The following is a 21,297-nucleotide window of genomic DNA, read 5'->3' as shown; positions in this document are numbered from 1 at the left end:
ATGAAAATTCTGGCGGTTTGTGGTTTTGGTGTGGGTTCATCAATGGTTTTGAAAATGACCTTAGATCGAGTGTTTAAACAATTGGGAATAGATGCAGAAGTGGAAAACACCGATCTTACCTCAGCAAAAGGCAGCAGTCCTGATGCTATTTTTACCTCAAAGGAAATTGCAAAGGACCTTGAAGGAGCCACAAAGTCACCTGTATACGGTATTACAAAGTATATGGATCAGGAGGAAGTAAAGAAATCTGTGGTGGCATTTTTAGAAAATTATAAATAAAGGGGGAGTATCAAATGAATTATATTATTGATAATGTCTTTCGAAACCCTCCTGTCCTACTTGGACTAATTGCAGCTGTAGGACTGGGTTTACAAGGGAAAAAGATTGGAGATGTCATCAAGGGAGGATTATTGGCAGCCATAGGAATGTTTATTTTACAACAAGGAGTTGGCATTTTAGTAGGGTCAATTGCTCCCATTAATAATCTCTTCCAGGAGCTTGCCGGGGCAGAGGTAGCCGGTGGTCTGAATGATGGCACCTTCACGGCAGAATTTGGCGGGGAAATAGGCATGGCCATGCTATTGGGGCTGGCACTTCATCTTCTCATTGCTCGATTTACCCCCATTAAAACTATATTTTTAACAGGACATTTCCTATGGTGGTTTCCATTCATCTTTGTAGCCGCTGGAGTCGAGGGTAAACTCAGTGGAATAACATTAATAGTGTTTGCTGCAATTTTATCTGCCCTATATTGGTCTATAGTACCCTGGATTTTACGACCCTACGTCAATGCTGTTACAGAGGATAACTCCTTTACCTTAGGCCATCCCTCAGGGATTCTGGCATTAATATCCGGTGTGCTGGCCCGTAGGTTTGGAAATAAAGAAAGGTCAACCGAGAGTCTTAAAATTCCACAGGGATTATCCTTCTTTAAGGAGGTTTCTATAACGGGTGGAATGGTTGTATTTTTAATGTTTGCATTTTTAGGATACACTGTGGAAGGGGCATTTGCAGATGCTGGGCAACCTGTATTCTTTTATGCCATTAATCAGGGATTAATGTTTGGTGCAGGTCTGGTCATTCTGTTGCAAGGGGTACGTATGCTGGTTAATCAGATTTTACCAGCCTTCCAGGGGATTTCAGAAAAGCTTATTCCTAATTCTGTTCCTGCTTTAGATGCTCCTATTTTATTTAACTACAAGCCCAATGCAGCTATTCTTGGTTTTATTACTGCAATGATAGTTTCCACAATAGGTGTGATGCTTGCCAATAGCTTTAATATTTTTGGAATTATGCTTATTCCCTTAGTAATCACCAGCTTCTTTGAATGCGGTGCTGCTGCTGTAATAGGAGAAGGTCAAGGGGGCTTGAGGGGTGCTATTATTGGAACATCAGTCTCTGGAGCTGTTATGGTGGGATTAGTAGGGATTTCTGCTTTAATTTATTCCAATACCATTCAAAACTGGATACTAATATTCGGTGGAAATGATCTTTCCCTATGGGGGACTGTCAGCCAGTATATTGCTAGATTATTAGGAGCTTTTTAAAGGGAGGTTCTGATGAAGGCGCATCTTACTTATTTCAGTAAAATAATAGAAATTCTTGAAAAAGTACAATCAGAAGAAAAGGAAAATATTGAAAAGGCAGTATCATTATTTTGTGAAGCCGTTGAAAATAAACAAAGTATATTTGTATTTGGGGCATCCCACGCAGGAATTCTCACAGAGGAACTATTCTACAGAGCTGGTGGGCTGGCAGTTATTAATCCCATTTTAGAGTCATCCCTTATGCTGAATACTCGCCCAATTACCTTTACCAGTAGGATGGAGCGGCTTATAGGATATGGTGAAGCCATAGCAGAAAAAACTCCCCTTCGGAAGGGGGATGTGATTCTTTGTCACTCCGTATCCGGCAGAAATCCAGTAATGATTGATTTTGCATTAAAGGCCAGGGAGCAGGGTGCTAAGTTGATTGCCATAAGCAATGTGGCCTATTCCTCTGGGGTAGAGTCCAGGCATCCCTCTGGAAAAAAGCTTATGGATTTGGCCCAGGTGGTCATCGATAACCATGGGGAAAAGGGAGATGCTTGTGTAGAAATTAAAGGATTGCCACAAAAGGTAAGCCCAAGCTCTACTGTGGTTGGTGCTGCCATAGCAAATAGCATTGTAGCCGCTGCAGCTGAAATATTAATGGGAAAAAATATCCATCCACCCATTTTATATAGTGCCAATATCGATGGTGGAGACCAACACAATAATAAAATTTTTAATGAATATCGAAATGTAATTTATTATCTATAGTAATTAGAGGAAAGACAGCAGGAATTTGTTAGATAACATAGAAGCCCTTAAGGAATCACTTTCTTAAGGGCTTCTATCAAACTTCTGACTTAAGGTCCCATAATATATTGGTAAAAAATACAAAATAAAGCCACTATTTATTGATACCAATATGGAGTTAATATATAATAAAGCTATATATCATGTTAAATTATAGTAAGAAATAGCGGGGTGCAAAATGGTGAATAAAGATATTAGATGGCGTCAAAGATATGAAAACTTTAATAAGGCCTATATGAAGCTCCATGCTGCAGTAGTCGATATTGAGAAATTAAGTGTACTGGAAAAAGAGGGTTTAATTCAGCGGTTTGAGTATACCTTTGAGTTAGCATGGAAAACATTAAAGGACTACTTAGAAGCTAAAGAGGTAGAGGCTCGGTTTCCAAGAGATGTAATTAAAGCAGCATTCCACTATGAGCTCATTAAAGATGGAGATGTGTGGATGGATATGCTGGAAAAAAGGAACATACTAGCCCATACATATAACGAAGAACGCTTCAATTTTGCATTAAAGAAAATAAAAGAAGAATATTACTATGCTATATCACAAGTGCATGATTACCTAGGAGAGATAAAATGAGCTTTGGAATTTCATTGAAAAGTATGGAAATGATAATTAGTGCTCTTATTGATAAGAAAGAGATTGAAAGTGCCGCCATTTTTGGAAGTCGCAGTATGGGAAACTATAAAAATGGATCAGACATTGATATTGTCATTTATGGTGTAAATATAACATCAGAAATACTTAATAAAATCAGAACAGAATTAAATGAAATATTACCTTTACCATATTATTTTGATATTGTACACTATGAAACTTTAGATCATAATGGCATGAAGGATCATATAGATAAATTTGGGAAAGTATTTTATGAAAAACCAAATCAAAGGGACGGTTCTGTTGATTAGTTACTTGTGATAAAGTATAATAAGAGAAAAAAAAAAGGAGCAATTAGCATGCCACGAATTGCCAGGGAGAAAAGTAAAAGCGGTATATATCATGTGATAATAAGAGGAGCAAATAGACAGGAGATATTTCATGATGAAGAGGATTGCTTAACATACCTTAGAAATCCTAAGTTTTAAAACTATTTAAGGAGTGTACTAAACTATGTTAAAACATGGAAGAAATGAGGTCTGTCACTGTGGCAGTGGTAAAAAATACAAAAGATGCTGCGGTCAAAACAATAATATAATTGAACTTAACCCAAATACTATAACAAAATCCGAAGCAGATAAAATCAGAAGAGGGCTACAACAATTTGTGTTGTCAAAAAAACAGTTGGTGGATAAAGCTATTGTAGATATAGCAAATAAAATAGAAATCAATATAGACAGTGTTATTAACGAGTTATTTGAGTTTACTATGGACTTGATTGTTTTTGACTACCCAGTAAAAGATGAAATGACTTTGTTTGACCTTTACTTAAAGGATAAACAAAGAGAAATAAAAGATAGAGTATTGAGAATCATTCATAGCTGGCGGGATAGCTATTTAAGTGTATATGAAGTTAAAGATTTTTATGAGGATGAAGGCTTAATTCTTATTGATTTACTAACAAAAGAGGAGAAATTGGTTAAAATTTATGGGCTTAATGGGGATGCCAATAAAAAAGACCTACATATTGGAAGATTATTACCTGTGGAGTCATGGAATGAATACTTGAACGGGTGTATTATATTGCCTTCACAAAATAAGGAGGCTTTAATAAATGAAATTAAGTATACTAGAAGAAATAAAGAAATATTTGGTGAAAAGTATAATAATTGGAAAGAGTTCTTAAAAAATGAGGGAGATGTCTTTATAGAGGTTTTATTGGATGAAATAGTAGATGAGACTATGATTCCATTAAATGAAGATTATTATGATGAAGAACTCCATATAAGACAATTTTTAAGTATGCCCCATAGGCTATTGGATGGAATGAGTCCTTTACAAGCCAGCTATAATCCTAAAATGAGTAAAAAACTAAAAAAATTTATTGATAAAATAGAAAAGGGAGAAATTGATAAAGAACTACAAGCCATTGACATTTCAAATCATATAGATATAATAAATTCATTATTATATGGTGAGAATTCCATATTGACAGATATTGAAAGTGTTCCCTTTGATAATGAAACCTACAAAAATGAAGCACTACTGTTCATTAAAAATTGTAAGGGAAAAATATTCTTATATGATATAGAAAAAACAATAGATCTATGGTATCTGTATACCAGTGATATGAAGCCAATAATTAGAAAAAGTGGAAGCTGGGCTTCAGTACTTGAATATATAATGCTGGATGAAGCTTGGTGTCAATATCAGCCTACACAAAAGGAGATAGCGAAAAAATATGGTGTAAGCCATAGTACAGTTTCAAGTAATAGTCAAATGATGATACAATTTATGTATAGGGTCATGTATTCTTATGAAGAGGAACAAAATCAACCTGAATTACTAAGAGCACCAGCTAATATAATAAACAGACCTAAAACTGAAAAAAGCATGTTGGATATAAGTGAAATATTACAAAATCAAGACTTTCACTCAATAGAAGATGCCAATAGCTTTATGAATAGTATTTTGAACAATGGAATGTTAGAGCAAAACAAAAGTAATTTGTCCAAGAAGGATGAAGCAAAAGAATTAATATACTCAGCATGGGACAGCAATAGTAAAAGAGAAAAAATAAGGTTAGCAAATAAGGCATTAAAATTAGATGAAAATTGTATTGATGCATATAATATCTTGGCTGAATTTGAAACAAATACCCTTGAAGAAAAAATTCAATTATTTAAAAAAGCTTTGAGTATCTCAGAAAGAGTATTGGGCAAATCATATTTTCAAGAGAATAAAGGTCATTTCTGGGGTTTACTGGAAACTCGTCCATACATGAGGGCAAAAATGGGACTTGCCCAATGTCTTATTGAGGAAGGAAGAAAAGAAGAAGCTATTAATAATTTCTATGATATGTTGAGTTTAAATCCCAATGATAATCAAGGTGTTAGATATTTATTAGCGCCCTACTTAATGGAAAATGGTAGATTTGCAGATGCTATTGGTATTATGAATGAATATGATGAGGAATCAAGTGACTGGCTTTTTAACAAAGCTTTGTATACTTTTAAATCTAAGGGAGCCAATAAAAGAGCAGAGAATTTACTTAAGAAGGCCATTGAGAATAATAAGTATGTTGCAGATTATTTGTTGCAAATTAAACCTATACCTAAAATATTACCAGATAATATTTCTCATGGAAGCAAGGAGGAAGCGATTAATTATGCCTCCTATGCCAAAAAAGCTTGGGAAAAAACCTGGGGTGCTATTGCTTGGCTAAAACATGTCAATAATAATTAAAAGCCATACACTATTAAAACTCAGATCATTATGCATGCTATGAAGGCTCATATACAGATATATTTGGAAAAATAGTCTATAAAACAATAAGTTATGAAAATAAATACATTAATATTTTGATGAAACCCCTATAATACACATTTGTACTTATGGGGGTTTTAATTATTGTAAACTTCATGGAGTTCATGTAAAATAAAGAAAGAACTAGGTATATTGTCCCTATTATAGCTAGTAAGGTGGTGAAAACTTTGGATCAAGAGGTTTTTAATAGATACGAATTTAAATATATAATTGATCATGAGAAATACAAAAAGGTATACGATGAAGTTAAAGGACGGCTTACGGTTGACCCCTTTGGAAACGGTGAAGGTCACTATCGAATATTAAGCTTTTACTATGATACTCCAGAGGATACCTTTTTCCATGAAACATTAAATGGTACAGTTTTTCGACAAAAGCTTAGATTAAGGGCATATAATAATGTTAATCCAAACAGTGATGTTTTTCTGGAGGTTAAGCAAAAACATGATGGAGTTGTAAATAAAAGAAGAACAAAGCTACCCTTAAGGGAAGCCTATGCATTCTTGAATCAACAGCATAGCAATAGCAGGATAGATCATTTTCAAGCGTCCAATAAACAAATACTAAACGAAATACATTTTTTAAAAAATTTCTATGAGCTTAAGCCTAAAATAATAATTAGCTATGATAGACAAGCCTTTCAGGGGGTAGAAGAAAAGGACTTAAGGGTTACCTTTGATACCGACCTAAGAAAAGATGAAAATTGTAGCAAAATAGAGGATTATAAAAATGGAGAGCCAATTATGGAATCAGGACTTTATGTGCTTGAGGTTAAGGTTAACTCTAGAATACCCTATTGGCTTACAAGAATTTTAAGTGAATGTGAATGCTATAAACAAGGTGTATCAAAATATTGTATAGGGTATGGTGATCCAAATGACGATTTGGAAATGCCAGCATATGAGGCAATTTAGAGGAGGAGTGACATGGAGGGGTTATTAAATGAAACGCTTGAGCTTAATAATCTACTAACATTTGAATTTGTAGGGGATGCAATATTTGCAGTTTTAGTGAGTTTTATCTTTGGAATCATGATTACATGGACCTATCAAAAGACTTATAAAGGAAATACCTACTCTCAATCCTTTGTTCATACCATTGTTATGATGGGGGTTATTATTTCGGTTATAATTGTAGTGATAGGAAGCAATATCGCCAGAGCATTTAGCTTGGCGGGAGCATTATCAATTATTCGATTTAGAAGTGCCATAAGCGACCCTAAGGATGTGGCCTTTATATTTTTTGCGATGGGGGCAGGGCTTGCAGCAGGTACTGGTAACTACCTTATAGGATTTGTATTCGTTGGCATACTTTGTTTATTAACCTATGGGTTATATAAGCTAAACTATGGTGATAGAGTTATAGCAAATAAAATACTAAAAATAACAATTCCTGAAAACCTTAATTTTGAAGGCATATTCGATGATATTTTTCAAGAGCATCTAGAAGAATATAAGCTTATAAGTGTGAAAACTACTAATCTAGGAACAATGTTTGAAATAACATACCAAATAACAAGCAGCAAAGAAAACAGTGATAAGCTATTGATAGATGCAATTCGCTGTAGGAATGCAAATTTAAGAGTAGCTATTTTAATGGATCAACAGGGAATATATATGTAAAGATGTGGTAAGGAGTGGAATATATATGAAGAAAAAAACTACCACTAGAAATAAATCAATACTTTGGATGGTTATTCCCATCCTTTTTGTTTTATTTATATTCACAGCAAAGGGCTGGCATTTTACCGATAGGGTTTATATGAACTCTGGCGGCAATACTGGAATTACAAAAATATTCGATTTAGTAGAGATCACACTAAAGGATATTTACATTGAGGCTGAAGAGGAAGATATAATAACACTTTATAGTGAAAGCTCCAGCTCTGATGAAACTATTTCTGCCTCTTTAAGGTGGGGGGATAATCCATTCGAAAGGGAAGATATACAGCTTGGATTTAGAGGAAACTCTACTAAGCTGCTACCTAAAAAGCCCTTAAGTGTTACCTTTGATAAATCACAGGATATTTTGTATGGAAGTGACCGACTAAACTTGAATGCCATGTATACAGACCCCACCATGATGCAAGAAAGGCTTTCCATGGATCTTTTTAGAGAACTTGGACAGCCAGCTCCAAGAACTCAATATTTTAATCTCTATATTAATGGGGTTTATGAGGGACTATATTTGCATGTGGAAAGGGTGGACAAGAACTTCTTAAGGGAAGCCGGTTTAAACCCAAAAGCAACCTTGATAAGGGATGAATTTAGACATAATATGGACAATGAACATATCGATAGTTTTTCAGTTTTTGGAACGGATTTAAGCGGGCTTGAAGATCCAACGGAAGTCCTAATGAATGCCTCCAGCTACCGTGGAGAACCCAATTGGGATGCATATGCAGAATTTGTGCAGTGGGTTTATGATACTCCTGCAGGTCCAGAATTTCATAAGGGCTTCATGAAACGAGTAGATGTTGATAACTTCATAGACTGGCTAGCAGTTCATTATTTAGTTAGAGATGTGGACTCATATGCCGATGACTACTGGTTATATTTAGACCATGTAGATTCAAAGGCAAAATGGAAGTTTATACCTTGGGATAAGGATTTAACCTTTGGCTCTGGCTGGAGGGAGGACGTAGGTGTTGCAAACCATTATCTCGCCTATGAAAACTCCATAACCTCAAGAGACGTATTAGGTAATGAGCTAATTGTCAAATTTAAAGATACACCTGAGCTTATGAATAGACTCTATCAGCGTATAGATGAGCTGATGGGGGAGGTATTTCCACTTAGTTATTTTATAAATAAAATAAAACATATTTCAGAGGTAATTGAGGATTGGGTTGAAATAACTCCAGATAAAGATAATTTTGTTATTCATCCATATAATCATCATGGTAATGTAGGTGATTTCAGCTATTACCTAGAGAGACTATTAGATTTCATTGAGCTACGATACGCCTTTTTAGAAAGGGAAATAAATACTATTGAAGGCAACACCTATGAAGCCTTTGCTGATTTGTCCGAAGTAGTAGATACAGCTCTATTGGTGGACTCTAATGGTTTTGTAATCGCCAAGTGGACACCCAACCATCTGCCTATCATAGGAATTCTCAAAATTCAAGTGATGGAGAAGGATGGTATAAATGGTATTAATCGCATGTGGATTATAGATTATGATGGTGAAGAAACAACTGGAGAGCTAACATTGTTCTATCGAAACGACTTAGGAAAGGATAGAAATTGGTATAAGGACCTAACCCCAGTGGGCTCTCAATGGAGTCTTAAAATGGTAGAGGTTATAAATGACGACTACAGGCAACTGAAAACCAGAGTAAACCCATACTCCAATAAAGCTACTGCTACAGTAACATTAAAGGGAAATCATACTTTCCTGCTAATTGAATAATATATAAAATTTGACGGATAAAACAAACAGCTCAATTCAGGTATCGAATTGAGCTGTTTGCTTACTGCCTTATCTGACTACTTGTATCTTCAATTATACACTCTGGGCAGTAGAGGGTGCTATCCTTTTTAACAGATTCCTTTCCCTTTCCAACACGGGAAACTAATCCTTTAAAAAGACTTTTGTTATCCTCCTGCTTAGAAATATTAAACTCTTTTCTACAAGCTTTACAATTTCTAATATCTTCTGCCATATTATCACTCCCTTGAGTTAGTACCGCATCACAATTAAATTCATAGAAGTACTAGTCTTTTAAAATGTTATCTCTGAAAAAAACTATCATACCGTAATTAGCCAAAATTTGATAGAAGTCTTTACAGGGCGATGATTCAACTCCGGTAATCTGAGGATTTCTCCTGTATTTTCCTTCATTAACTATAATTTTTTCTTCGAAAACCGCCGCTACTTCTTCACGGGTTGTGCAATCCTTTAATGACTTTATAAAGTAGTCGTACTCCTTTTCCAGCTCTGCCTGTGCAAAGGCATCTAATTCAGGATATCTACTTACATATAGCTTTAATATGTCTTCTTTGCTTTTAAATTGAATCATATAACCCCTCCTCAATCCCCCAATTTTATAGTTAGTATATATATACCCACATTGTAAGAAAATAACACAAGCTTTATAAAAAAGTGCAAATAGAATCTATTTCATGAATACTCGCTTTCGCTTTTTCTCTCCATACATTTTTTCATCTGCACCTTCTATTAAATCATTTAGACTTGAATAATTATTTTGATGTAAACCTGCGATACCATGGCTGGCATTTATTTTATATATTAATATGTGCTGACTGTTAAAATGATCAAACCCATCACTTATACGGGCCCAAATCTTTTCAGCAATGTTTGGCGTAGTATTGTATAAACCAATTATAAATTCATCTCCACCCAATCGGGCAAACAAATCTCCATCCCTCAATTGACTTTGAATAATTTCAACTGCAATTTTAATAAAACGATCCCCTTCAACATGGCCATAGGTGTCATTAATGTATTTTAATCTATCTAAATCGATATAGCATAGGCTAAGGGGCTTATTCTCCTCGGTTGCAAGCTTAAACAGCTTCTCTAACTCCTCTAAACCTGACCTGCGGCTCAATAATCCTGTAAGCTCATCTAGGTTCGCCTTAACCTTAAGGGATTTCTCTTGATCCTTTCTATCCTCAATTTCACGCTTTAGCTTTGACACATTTATTTGCGAAATTTTTCTAAGGCGAAATTCTGCAAAATCTTTTTGGCTGCATAATCTATGATAAAAACAAACCATCAGTATAGTAACAAATGCATTAAAGTACTTAGTCCATTCGAACATGCTCATATCTTTAAACATAACAAAATATGCCACCATAAAGCCTATGGGATATAATACAATCTTAATAGCCATATCCTTTGCTCCCATTGAAAATACCATTATAAAGACACTAAAGCTTAAAAGAAGCTGTGGTCCTCTATAGTCAAATATCCCTTCATGGGTTTGGAACAAGATAATATTAAAGAATACAGCGAAAATCATTCCAATCACAAGACAGTAGCTATAATAACGTATTACTCTTCTGGGGCTTTCTGCATAAGTGGTATAGGTAAATAAAACGTAGGCACAGTAAATAATAATTGTAGCAATTCTAGTTTTATATATTATGGAAGGGTAAAATAAGATTTTAATATCTGAATGTAAAGCTATAAGCATAAGTAATATACCGATTAATATAACAAATCTTCCTAGCCTTTTGGTTTTTTCAGATTCATCAACAATATATTGATATTTAATTCTTCTTTCAGAGCTATTGTATTCAATATCGTTTTTCACAGTTTACCTCCTGTAAAAAAATAACATGATTATAGGAAAATTATATCAATTTCGACAATTCAATACAACAAAATTGTTTTATAATCGGACATAGTTTTTATTTCCATTAATATTTTTTCAAGCTTGCGTTATTTATGCCTGATATAAACTATGGTATAATTGAAAATAATTGTTTAAAAGGGGGTAGCTTTTTGCTAAAGAGAATATTCAACATAATTTTAATTGTATTTATTTTAACTTTGTCGTTTACTGGCGGTTATATTGGTATGGAGGCCACAGCAGCCACAATGGATGGGTCAATTACTAATACGCCTGGGTTCGGAGTAAATATTCTTGTTGCTTATGACGATAATGATAGTTATTTGCCATTATATCAGCAATTGAGTCAAAGTTTGGTGGTAGGGGCTAATGTAGAAACCATAGAAATTAACCAACTGACTCAAAATACACTAAAAAAATTTGATGGTGTATATCTCTACATAACCACTGAAGAGGGGTTACGGGAAGAGCATATAAAAATGCTTATAAGCTACGTAGAAAATGGTGGAGCTTTGATTATAGGTCATTCCAACATAGATAGCTTTCCTAAGGACCTTACCGGTGTTGAAAAGGGAAAAACAATTAATATACTTAATGAGAAATTAAGCTATCCTGAAATTAATAAAGACCTTGAGGGGATTCAAAAGGTGGCTAAAGCCTTTGAAGGTGACTATAGGGCATATGTAAAAACACCATTAGAGGTTAACAGCATTAAAGCAAATTCGGCTACGGCTGTTATAGCCCAGGGAGAAGCTGCTTTGTTTACTATTAATACATATAACAAAGGATTGGTTATGGTATTATCAGATTTTCTTCCTAACTTTTCTAAATATATTACAGCCTTTGATTTTCAGCATAGAGATGAGGAGGAAGGATACTTTCAATTCTTTTATGCTGCTGGGAATTGGCAGTTTTTAAATGAGATAGTTGGGGCAATATCAAAAAATAAGTATGGCTTTTCAATGAAGAAGGTAATGGGGCCCTACGGACGACCCGCTATGGCATGGCAAAACCATTATGAGGTTTTAAGTGCCATTGGAAGTAAGGATATGATAAATTGGATCGACTATTTAAGGAAATATGATCAGGTTCCTACATTCTCCCTCGTTAGAGGCTCCTATGAGTGGGGGCAATGGCATGGAACAATTACATACCACATTAATCAAGGAGATAATAATAAACCAGTATTTTTAGGTGAAGAAGAAAGCTCCTACTATTCAAACGGAATATTCCTAAGAGATAAAAATAATGACTATTTAACCTTTGGTCAGTACCCAGAATACAAAAGCTATTATCAGGAGTTTAATGGAAATTTAAGGCCATACCCATATTTTATTGATTGGGACGGAAACGATGTTATTGATTTAGTTGTTGGTACATATGATGGAAGAATCGGTTTGCTAAGAAATATAGGTACTAATGAAAGCCCACAGTATGATGATATAGAATATCTTAAATTTATAAGAGGTGATGATGTCTCTGTTGGAGAGAATTCAGCACCTACTATTGTTGATTTAAACGGTAATGGTCTTTTAGATATTATAGTAGGAAATAAGGCAGGATGGGTTTTCCTATTAGAAAATAAAGGGGATGGCTTTGCTTTGCCCCAACTAATACATACAAATGATGGTAAAGTAATATCAATGACATCAGATGCTGCTCCCTTTGCTGCCGACTTAGATGGAAATGGAGTAGTAGATTTAGTGTTAGGTGACGGAGAAGGTGGGGTATACATTTATAAGGGCATAAGTGATGAAGTGTTAGTCTTTGATACTCCTCAGCAGCTAATGTTTGCAGGAAACCCTATACCTGTAGATAGATACGCTGCCCCCCATATAGGTGACTTTAACGGCAATGGTATAATGGATATTCTTATTGGGGATGGCAGTGGTTATGTCCATATTTTATTAGGGACGGGAGCCAGCTTCCTTTACGAAGGAAAGCTTTCAACAGAAAGAAAAAATATCTACGGAGAAAACATTCTGTATACAGGCAAGAATGTAGTTCCATTCCTTGTGGATTATAATAATAATGGAAAAATGGATTTGGTTACAGGACAGCTGAGCTTTGCATTAGCTTATGACACTTCTGATGAAGACTTCATATATCGAAAAGAGCTTTTAGAAAGCCTGGAATATGCTAAAAAACACCATATTCCTGTAATGCCTCATATTTATTTCCATAGCCATAAGGATAATCAACTGGAAAAAAGAGAAATTGAGCTTCATATGGAAAACTTTAAAAAACTAGGGCTATCTTGGGGTTACACTGGAACTAACCAGCATACGTGGCGTGTAAATATCGATGACCCAGTACAAAGCTTTAAAAACTTAATGGAGTATAACGTTTGGTATAATTTTGGATTCAAGGCACCAAATGCCCCCACCGACCCAACCTTTGCTTATGATTACCTATGGCCTTTACCATTTATGATGATGGATAAAGAGGAAGCTTTGCCAATGGTATTATTTGAACCAGCCCCATTTATTTCTTACTTTAGGGGTGTTTACTCAAGCTTAGCAGCCATGGATGTACCACTTAGCTTCTTTGAACATATCGAATATAAAATGGAAGAGGGTACAAGTGGCAATGATTTACTTAACCGAATGATTAACTTTGCTCAAGAAATTAGGTATAAGTATAATTATGCCTTTATGACTGAAGATCAAATGGCTAAAACCTTTATCAATAATTTTTATACTGATTATGAGGTGTATATAAAGGATGGAAGCATTAAGCTAGTTGCTGACACCAGTAAGGTACCTCAACATCTTGCCGAAGAGTTCACAGGTACTGGTGGTGTGAAGTTTGAACTTGGTGAAAAATATAAAGCCTCAAAATTAACCACTGATGGATTAATACAATATAAAGGCCAAGATGGAATATATTTAGGAGTAGTAAATGAACTGCAGCTGCAATTAGTTAACGATAATCATTATAGTGTTAATCCTATTAGCATAATTATGGTGAATAGCCCAATTGACTACAAATGGGAAAATGAATCTCTTATTGTAAGCTTGAATAGTAAGGGAATGAAGCAGATTAGACTAGTTTCAGTACTTAGCCTAGAGATATCAGGAGATGATGGATTAGAGGTATTAAATAAGGATGGCATTTACACCATAACCCATTACGGTGAAGAAACAGAGGTTAGAATTAAGATTAACAAAGGGAATTAGTTAAAGAGAGGAGGATTTTAATGCTACAATGGAGTCAAAGCTTTGAAACGGGGATAGTAGATGTAGATAAACAGCATCAGCATTTAGTTAGCCTTCTAAATGAGTTGAATGAGGAGGTTCTTCTACAGCTTCAATATGATAACTATGACAAAATCATGGCTATTCTACTAGACTTAAGGGAATACACAGAGGAGCACTTCAGTATTGAAGAAAAGCTTATGAAGGATGCTATGGAAAGAATTATTGAAGAAGATAAGCTGGCAGAATTCTGGAGCTACTTTAAAAATCACAAAAAGCAGCATTTTGAATTTATAGGCAAAATCAAGGTGATATTTGATAAGGATATAGATGAGCAGCAGGAGGATATTTCTATTGAATTAGTGGCCTTCTTAATGGATTGGCTTAAGGGGCATATATTAAATATAGATCAAAAGCTACCCTTATATTTGAATAGTTAATACTCAACAATAGCTTCAGCTATATTTGAATAGTTAATACTCAACAATAGCTTCAGCAGGCAGATAATCTATAATAGTAGTGTAAATATATCCCCATTAAATTTCAAGGGGATATATTTTTTGTATTAAAAGCATCGGGTTTCTTGCGGCTTTTAATTGTTACACTATTAACTTCGGCACCTGTAAGGATGATTATACTGCTGATATATAACCACATTAAGAGTACAATCACTCCTCCAATGCTACCATAGGTATTTGCATAGTTACCAAAGTGATTTACATAAGTAGAAAAGCCATAGGAAGTTATAAACCAACCTATAGTTGTAAAGGTTGCCCCAAACAAGACATTTTTGAATTTAGGCTTTACCTCTGGAGCATATCTGTAGAAGCATACAAATACAAACCACATTATTGTAAGGGATAGTATGTAACGAATCATAAACCATATTAACTTGAAGCTATCAGGAAGGCTAAAGTAACTAATTAAAAAATTTGCTAGTATTTGACCAAAAACCAATAGTATAAGAGAAAAAAGTATAACTACTGATAATGCTATAGTAAATAGTATTGCCAGCCCTCGTTTTTTCCAGAAGGGTCGTTTTTCCTGTAATCCATAGGATTTATTTATCCCTCTAATAAGAGCACCAACACCATTTGATGCAACAAAAAAAGTGGTTATCATACCTACCGAAAGGATGGTACTGCTTTTTTCGCCAACAATTTGTTGAACTATATCCAATACAATAACATAGGCATCATAGGGAAGAAAATGTAGTAAGCTTTCGAGGGTGGCTTCACTTGTAAGGGGAGTATAGCTGATTAAAGTAATTAAGAATATTAAAAATGGAAAAAAGGACAGAATAAGATAGAAGGTTACCTGAGCACCTAAAGCTGGCACCTCATGATGCTGAAACTGCTGATATAGTTCCTTAAACAGCTTATATAATTTATTAGACTTGAAATTTATAATCATCATGGTGGATGCCTCCTTAAATTGCTTATTAATATATATACACTAATAATATATTTTTTATATTAAATCAGCAAGGTTATATTAAACACTCAACATTTAACATTTATTTAAGAATTTTTTAATGGGTATTTATCAAATTAATAGGTATAATGTTAGTTGACAGAATTAAAAAATCAAATTATGCAGGAATTTTAATAGTTTTATTGAAAATATATAGGGGCAGCTCTGAATATTTTACTTAAGAAAAGAAAGAAGCTGGAGGATATCATGCATCCTATTTTACAAGGATTAATTTTAGGTTTTATAATTGTACTACCAGGAATGAGTGGTGGGACAGTTTTTGTTATTTTGGGTATTTATGAAAATGTTATTAAGGATCTTGTTAAGCTTAATATAAAGCCATATATACCCCTAATGCTTGGTGCAATTGTCGGCATTTTTTTGGGTGCGATGGCTTTTGCGGTATTCTTCGAAAACCATAGGGATGCTACTGCAGCTTTTTTGCTGGGCTGTCTTTTGGCATCTATTAAGCCAGTTTTAAGGAACTGCCCAAAGGTTAATTCAAAGCGTATGATTATATTAGCCATAGGGTTTATAATTGGATACTATTTAGTGGGAGAACCAATCAGCGTTGTTACCGCCAATGAAGAAGTGAGCTGGGTTATTTTATTTATTGGTGGGGCAATAGCAAGTGCAGTAATGATTATTCCGGGGCTACCGGGAAGCTCAGTACTTATTTTATTTGGAATATATGACTCTCTTCTATTTTACATAAAGGAATTAGACATTATTAATTTAGCCATATTTGGTATTGGAGGAGTTATTGGAATTTTTTCCCTAGTTAAGCTTTTAGAAAGACTATATTCAAAGCATCGGGGTCTTATTTCCTATTCCTTTGCTGGGCTAATACTTGGGTCATCCCGCGCCCTATTGCCTTATCGGATGGATATAATTATTCTTATTTTATTTGTTTTAGGATTTGCTGTAGTATGGCGATGGAGTGGTAAGGAATAATAATTTTGGATGTTATCGGTTAGTAGTAGAAGGAGGAGGAGCTAATGAAAAAGAAAGCAATTTTAATAGTACTGGTGATTTTTATAGGCTTTACAATAGTGGCTGCTGCCACCACCATCAACGGAGAGTATCGAGGGTTCCCCATAGTAATAGTAAGGGTTAACGGGGAGGTACTTAAGACAGAGGTTCCTGCAATAAATTTCTTTGGTAAAACTATGTTGCCTGTTCGAGATATAGGGGAAACCTTTGATGCCGCCATAGCTTGGGATGGTCAAACCTGGACTGTAGATCTGGTTAAGCCTGAAGTAGAAATGCTGTTTATTGATCAGCTTACTACAAATGAAGCTGGGGATAGCGTATTGGTGAATCCCTTTAAAGCATCCCACTCAGGGGAGAAGAGCTTTCAACTTTACCTACAAATGGATAAGCTTCCTAAGGGTAGACACACCTACCGAATTGTAGTTATTGACCCTAAGGGAGATACCATAAAAAGATCTGAAGAGTTTAATTTAGCTGTTAATGAGGATAATAAAGTAGGCTTCTATCAAACAATTGACTATGAAGATTTTGAATTAAAACATGAAGGAGAATATAGCTTCCAATTTCAACTGAAGATAAGGAATGAATTTAAGACGGTATATGAAAAGGCTTTAATGGTTATTGAAGGTCAGTAGTTAATAGTTTTAAAAAGGACAAGTAATCAAAAATAACTAATAAGGCAGATTATTTTTGCCTTATTTTCTTTTATAGTCTATGCTGCTTATATTTGAAAAATATTACAAAAGAATCATTAAAAATGCAGGAAATAGCAAGAGAATGTAGAAATAGTATAAAAAACCATGAGGAGGAGTTTTGCCATGCACAAAAAACATTTAACTTTAGTACTAGCATTTGTAATGATACTGGTCAGTAGTATCTCTGCCCTTGGACAAGGATTAGTATTTACTGATATAGAGGGTCATTGGGCAAGGGAGTATATTGAAGACATTTATAGCCGCAAGCTCACAACAGGATATGTTGATGCCACCTATAGACCTAATAATTCGATAACTGGTTTAGAGGCTGTAGTAATGCTGGCAAATCTCTTAGGTTATGATGCTCAAGCAAACCAAGCCTCCGCCTCTCAAGTAAAGCTATATACTGATAACAAAATACCTGCTTGGTCTCATGGGTATCTTGCATATCTTATGGACATGGATATCGTTATGGAAACTGAGCTATCAGGATTTGTATTAAATGGGCTAAATACCAATATTAAGAGATTTGAATTTGCAAACTTTATCGGCAGAATACTTGTTAATTATGCTGGAGAAGCTGTAAGTAGAAGCTATTTACTTCCTTATAAGGATGAGATGTCTATTCCAGCTGATACAAAACCCTATGTAGACCTAATGCTGAAGAAAGACCTATTAAACGCTGCCAGTAACGATGGCAGATTTTTACCAAATAATGAAATAACTCGTGGAGAAATTGCAAAGTTAGTTTCTTTAACTGCAGACATTCTAGATGGTGTTATTGACGATATTGTTAATAAAAAACCAAATGAAGAAGAAAAACCAAAAGAGGAAGAAAAACCAATAGAAAATCCAAAACCTGATAATGAAAACGAAAATGGTCAGGTAAGTAATGGGAATGTTACCTATAAGGAAGGTATGCTTGAGAACCTTGCTGTGGCAGGTAACAGAACCAGCATAACAATAAAATCAAACAATACTGTATTAATATATGATGTTAGAAGTGATGTCATTGTATATCTTGATGAGGTTAAATCAAATTTAGAAGCTCTAAAACCTGGACAGGATGTAAAGCTAAAGCTGGTAAGCGATTTGGTTGTAGAAATTGAGGCGGTTGATCTTAAAGAGTTGTACCAGGGCTATTTTGAAAGATTTCATAAAGGTACAACTAATACAGTACTAAGCCTAAGGGATTTAAATGGTGAAAACAAAGTCTTTACACTTCCTGACGATATTGAGATATATTTAGATAACAAGGAAGCAACCCTAAATGATTTTAAGCTCGGCGATGTAGTTAGGGTTATGGCTAAAGACGATCGATTGGTTGAGATACGAGGAAAAAGCAAGCTTGAAACAGTTAAAGGAGTAATATCTTATCTTGGCACACCAAATAACCCAATCGTTGAAATTACAAAAAGTGATGACACAGTTGTTAGAGTAGAGCTGGAAACTGATTCAACTATCCGTAGAGATGCCAGAACAGTTGGATTCACAAGGCTCAGACTTTCTGATGAAGTTACTGTTCAACTGGAATATGATCGAGTTAAAACCTTAAGTGCAACTACTGTACGTAGAAAGGTAGAGGGATATTTAAGAAAGATTGTTATTTCAGACGAAGAAGAGTATATTGAGTTGGAAACAACCTCTAATGAAAAAGAACAGTTTTTTATTACTGTAGATACAAGAATATGGGAGAAAAATAGACTAATATCAATAAGTGATTTAAGAATAAACCATTATGCTGAACTAGAAATAGAAAGTAATGAGGTTGTGCGGTTGACTACCTCCGAGAGACTTGAACAGGCTACGATGATAGGTACCATTTCATACATTCATAAGGACCTGAACATAATTGAGGTGATTCAAACAGTAGACGGAGAAGATATTGCTAAGAATGTTAGTGTAAAGACTAACACTATTTATATCAGACAAATATCTGGGAATACTGCTATGACAAACTTTACATCACTTAAAGTAGGGGATGTTTTAAGCATAACTGGACAAACTAATAAGGGTGTATTTACAGCGGATATCATTATTGTGACTAGTGCAAGTCCAAACAATAATTAACAGGAAATGAGGTTTCCTAATGTCAGTCAAGACAACATTGTGTAAAGGATTAAATAGGTTGTTCCCATTGCCGGTGCATCCCTTTAATCTACAAAATCAGGGTTTGAAGAGCTATGCCCAATGGCAGTATGAACGGGGGGAAGAAACCCTTCGATTTTACCTTGAGAAGGCCTCTAAGAAGGAAATTTTAGAGGATAAGGTCATATTGGATATTGGGTGCGGAGCTGGCGGAAAGACTTTATATTATGCCTCCCAGGGAGCAAAAAAAGTCTATGGAATTGATGTGGTGGCAAGGTACGAAGAGGAAGCCAATGCTCTTGCACAGGAGAAAGGCCTAGAGGACCGTTTCCAATTTATACTGGGAGATGCTGCTAAGCTTCCCTTTGAAGAAAACTCCATTGATACTATCATAATGAATGATGCTATGGAGCATGTTGACCAACCATTGGTTGTTTTGAAGGAATGCTACCGGGTATTGAAACCGGGTGGAAAACTATATGTTAACTTTCCTCCCTATTATCATCCCTTCGGAGCACATCTGAGTGATGCTATAGGATTTCCATGGGTGCATCTATTCTTTGATGATAAAACCCTTATAGAGGTTTATAAAGAAAGAGTAAAGGAATTGCCAGATGGAGATGAAAGAATAAGCTTTAGGATTGCCAAGGATAAGGAGGGAAATGAGTATTTCTCCTATATCAACGGTATGACTATTAAATGGTTTAACAGATTACTTAAGGAAACTAAATATAAGCTGGTCTATTATCGTGAAGTACCCCTTAGGTCAGTGTTTATTCCATTTACAAAGCTACCTCTGTTTAAGGAGGGTTTTGTGAAAATGGTGGTGGGGATACTAGAAAAATAAAGTAAAATAATAAGGCTATCTCAAATAGATAAATCATCTAGGCGAGAAGCCTTTTTTTTATTTTTATTAGTTAACATTTACAAAATTACTATAGCTGTATAATTGTTAACAAACAAATGGGTAAATTTTTCATAAAGATTACTAAAAGGAGAATTGTTTTGAAAGTCTAATTATATACAAACAAACAATGCAAGTTATATTAAATAAATTGCAATTCAAATTATATATAAATAGAGAAGGGAGATGGTTGCGTGGAAGAAATAAGAAGGAAGCTAAATAAGCTTGATGAGTACGCTGAAATCTTATCCGTTGCCTCCACCTATAGTAAAGAAGACTTTATAAATAATCCTTTGATTTATGGAGGTGCAGAACGATTTACAATTTTGGGTTATCAAAATATTCTTGAGGTAAGCACCCTAGTCATAAAGCACTGTCAATTTCCCAATACAAAAAACTTAATAAAAACCCTTGAAAGTAATAGAGTATTTCCCAATTGGTTATCAGCTAACATAAATGGAAGAATTAAGTATATTTATACATTGGAATATGACTACCTAAAACTTATGAATAAGGATGAATTGTACAATCTACTGCCAGAAATAGTAAGTGATTTAAGGCATTTCAGAAAATATGTGTTGGAGTATGTAGTTTAGAAAACACATAAGGCTCCATATTATTGCTGTTGTTTATTTATAAACAAGTAACAACAGGTGAAACAAGGATATGTTAAGGTTTACAAACTTTAGTTTTTACACAAAACACAAAGAAAAAAAGTCTTAAAACGTTGAAATGTAATTATGCATATATATAATTTATACATATTATTATAATTACAAAGATTAAATAAAGGAGGGTGTAGGTTTAGTTTTTGCAATCGTTATCATTAACCAACTAGAGAAAAGAGAGGGTGTAAAGATT

At 34.6% G+C, this 21,297-nt stretch carries 21 protein-coding genes; 17 read left to right on the top strand and 4 right to left on the bottom strand.

Annotated elements, in window-relative coordinates; translation table 11 throughout:
- The 10 genes from BLP68_RS00480 (at position 1) to BLP68_RS00435 (ending at position 9,177) form a co-directional block, all read left to right on the top strand.
- Positions 1-279 carry a PTS sugar transporter subunit IIB gene (locus tag BLP68_RS00480; RefSeq protein WP_091538695.1) on the top strand — a complete coding sequence of 93 codons (279 nt, stop codon included), beginning with the start codon at positions 1-3 and terminating at the stop codon, positions 277-279.
- 14 nt (positions 280-293) lie between these two features.
- Positions 294-1,547 carry a PTS ascorbate transporter subunit IIC gene (locus BLP68_RS00475; RefSeq protein ID WP_091538693.1) on the top strand — a complete coding sequence of 418 codons (1,254 nt, stop codon included), beginning with the start codon at positions 294-296 and terminating at the stop codon, positions 1,545-1,547.
- 12 nt (positions 1,548-1,559) lie between these two features.
- Positions 1,560-2,300, top strand: a complete 741-nt coding sequence (locus tag BLP68_RS00470) for an SIS domain-containing protein (RefSeq protein ID WP_091538691.1) — start codon at positions 1,560-1,562, stop codon at positions 2,298-2,300.
- A gap of 217 nt (positions 2,301-2,517) precedes the next feature.
- A complete protein-coding gene (locus tag BLP68_RS00465; protein ID WP_091538689.1) occupies positions 2,518-2,919 on the top strand; it encodes a nucleotidyltransferase substrate binding protein in 402 nt (133 codons plus the stop codon).
- Positions 2,916-3,248: a nucleotidyltransferase domain-containing protein gene (locus BLP68_RS00460; RefSeq protein ID WP_091538686.1), complete on the top strand. Its 333-nt coding sequence runs from the start codon at positions 2,916-2,918 to the stop codon at positions 3,246-3,248. Before BLP68_RS00465 ends, BLP68_RS00460 begins: the two co-directional genes overlap by 4 nt.
- A gap of 48 nt (positions 3,249-3,296) precedes the next feature.
- A complete protein-coding gene (locus BLP68_RS00455) occupies positions 3,297-3,425 on the top strand; it encodes a hypothetical protein (RefSeq protein ID WP_330389001.1) in 129 nt (42 codons plus the stop codon).
- A gap of 25 nt (positions 3,426-3,450) precedes the next feature.
- The gene (locus BLP68_RS00450; protein WP_091538684.1) at positions 3,451-5,682 is read left to right on the top strand and encodes an SEC-C metal-binding domain-containing protein; all 2,232 of its coding nucleotides are present in this window, start codon (positions 3,451-3,453) and stop codon (positions 5,680-5,682) included.
- A 248-nt stretch (positions 5,683-5,930) separates the two neighbouring features.
- A complete protein-coding gene (locus BLP68_RS00445) occupies positions 5,931-6,677 on the top strand; it encodes a polyphosphate polymerase domain-containing protein (RefSeq protein ID WP_176758794.1) in 747 nt (248 codons plus the stop codon).
- A 12-nt stretch (positions 6,678-6,689) separates the two neighbouring features.
- Positions 6,690-7,385 carry a DUF4956 domain-containing protein gene (locus tag BLP68_RS00440; protein WP_091538681.1) on the top strand — a complete coding sequence of 232 codons (696 nt, stop codon included), beginning with the start codon at positions 6,690-6,692 and terminating at the stop codon, positions 7,383-7,385.
- A 25-nt stretch (positions 7,386-7,410) separates the two neighbouring features.
- Positions 7,411-9,177 carry a CotH kinase family protein gene (locus BLP68_RS00435; protein WP_091538678.1) on the top strand — a complete coding sequence of 589 codons (1,767 nt, stop codon included), beginning with the start codon at positions 7,411-7,413 and terminating at the stop codon, positions 9,175-9,177.
- 61 nt (positions 9,178-9,238) lie between these two features.
- Here BLP68_RS00435 and BLP68_RS00430 read toward each other — a convergent pair whose 3' ends face one another.
- The 3 genes from BLP68_RS00430 to BLP68_RS00420 all read right to left on the bottom strand — a co-directional run bounded on the left by BLP68_RS00430 (position 9,239) and on the right by BLP68_RS00420 (position 11,047).
- The gene (locus BLP68_RS00430) at positions 9,239-9,430 is read right to left on the bottom strand and encodes a hypothetical protein (protein WP_091538675.1); all 192 of its coding nucleotides are present in this window, start codon (positions 9,428-9,430) and stop codon (positions 9,239-9,241) included.
- Between the two features lie 51 nt (positions 9,431-9,481).
- On the bottom strand, positions 9,482-9,787 hold the full coding sequence (locus BLP68_RS00425) for a hypothetical protein (protein WP_091538672.1): 306 nt from the start codon (positions 9,785-9,787) through the stop codon (positions 9,482-9,484).
- Between the two features lie 96 nt (positions 9,788-9,883).
- A complete protein-coding gene (locus BLP68_RS00420) occupies positions 9,884-11,047 on the bottom strand; it encodes a GGDEF domain-containing protein (RefSeq protein ID WP_091538670.1) in 1,164 nt (387 codons plus the stop codon).
- Between the two features lie 191 nt (positions 11,048-11,238).
- Between BLP68_RS00420 and BLP68_RS00415 the strand changes: the two genes are divergently transcribed.
- Together BLP68_RS00415 and BLP68_RS00410 are read left to right on the top strand one after the other, a co-directional pair.
- Complete coding sequence (locus tag BLP68_RS00415; RefSeq protein ID WP_176758793.1) at positions 11,239-14,265, top strand: FG-GAP repeat domain-containing protein; 3,027 nt, start codon at positions 11,239-11,241, stop codon at positions 14,263-14,265.
- Between the two features lie 20 nt (positions 14,266-14,285).
- Positions 14,286-14,723, top strand: coding sequence for a bacteriohemerythrin (locus BLP68_RS00410; RefSeq protein ID WP_091538666.1), 438 nt, complete (start codon positions 14,286-14,288; stop codon positions 14,721-14,723).
- Positions 14,724-14,826: 103 nt separating this feature from the next.
- Here BLP68_RS00410 and BLP68_RS00405 read toward each other — a convergent pair whose 3' ends face one another.
- The gene (locus BLP68_RS00405) at positions 14,827-15,699 is read right to left on the bottom strand and encodes a YihY/virulence factor BrkB family protein (RefSeq protein WP_242876866.1); all 873 of its coding nucleotides are present in this window, start codon (positions 15,697-15,699) and stop codon (positions 14,827-14,829) included.
- 264 nt (positions 15,700-15,963) lie between these two features.
- Between BLP68_RS00405 and BLP68_RS00400 the strand changes: the two genes are divergently transcribed.
- The 5 genes from BLP68_RS00400 to BLP68_RS00380 all read left to right on the top strand — a co-directional run bounded on the left by BLP68_RS00400 (position 15,964) and on the right by BLP68_RS00380 (position 21,032).
- Positions 15,964-16,710, top strand: a complete 747-nt coding sequence (locus tag BLP68_RS00400; RefSeq protein WP_091538664.1) for an undecaprenyl phosphate translocase family protein — start codon at positions 15,964-15,966, stop codon at positions 16,708-16,710.
- A gap of 44 nt (positions 16,711-16,754) precedes the next feature.
- A complete protein-coding gene (locus tag BLP68_RS00395; RefSeq protein ID WP_091538661.1) occupies positions 16,755-17,384 on the top strand; it encodes a stalk domain-containing protein in 630 nt (209 codons plus the stop codon).
- A 183-nt stretch (positions 17,385-17,567) separates the two neighbouring features.
- On the top strand, positions 17,568-19,514 hold the full coding sequence (locus BLP68_RS00390; RefSeq protein WP_176758792.1) for an S-layer homology domain-containing protein: 1,947 nt from the start codon (positions 17,568-17,570) through the stop codon (positions 19,512-19,514).
- A gap of 19 nt (positions 19,515-19,533) precedes the next feature.
- A complete protein-coding gene (locus tag BLP68_RS00385) occupies positions 19,534-20,379 on the top strand; it encodes a class I SAM-dependent methyltransferase (RefSeq protein ID WP_091538655.1) in 846 nt (281 codons plus the stop codon).
- A 251-nt stretch (positions 20,380-20,630) separates the two neighbouring features.
- A complete protein-coding gene (locus BLP68_RS00380) occupies positions 20,631-21,032 on the top strand; it encodes a hypothetical protein (RefSeq protein ID WP_091538653.1) in 402 nt (133 codons plus the stop codon).
- Positions 21,033-21,297 lie beyond the last annotated feature (265 nt).

Origin of the sequence: Alkaliphilus peptidifermentans DSM 18978 (assembly GCF_900101495.1) — a bacterium.
GTDB classification, from domain to species: Bacteria; Bacillota; Clostridia; order Peptostreptococcales; family Natronincolaceae; genus Alkaliphilus_C; species Alkaliphilus_C peptidifermentans.
The sequence above is the reverse complement of the archived record's forward strand: the minus strand, read 5'-3'. Positions and strand labels throughout refer to the sequence as shown.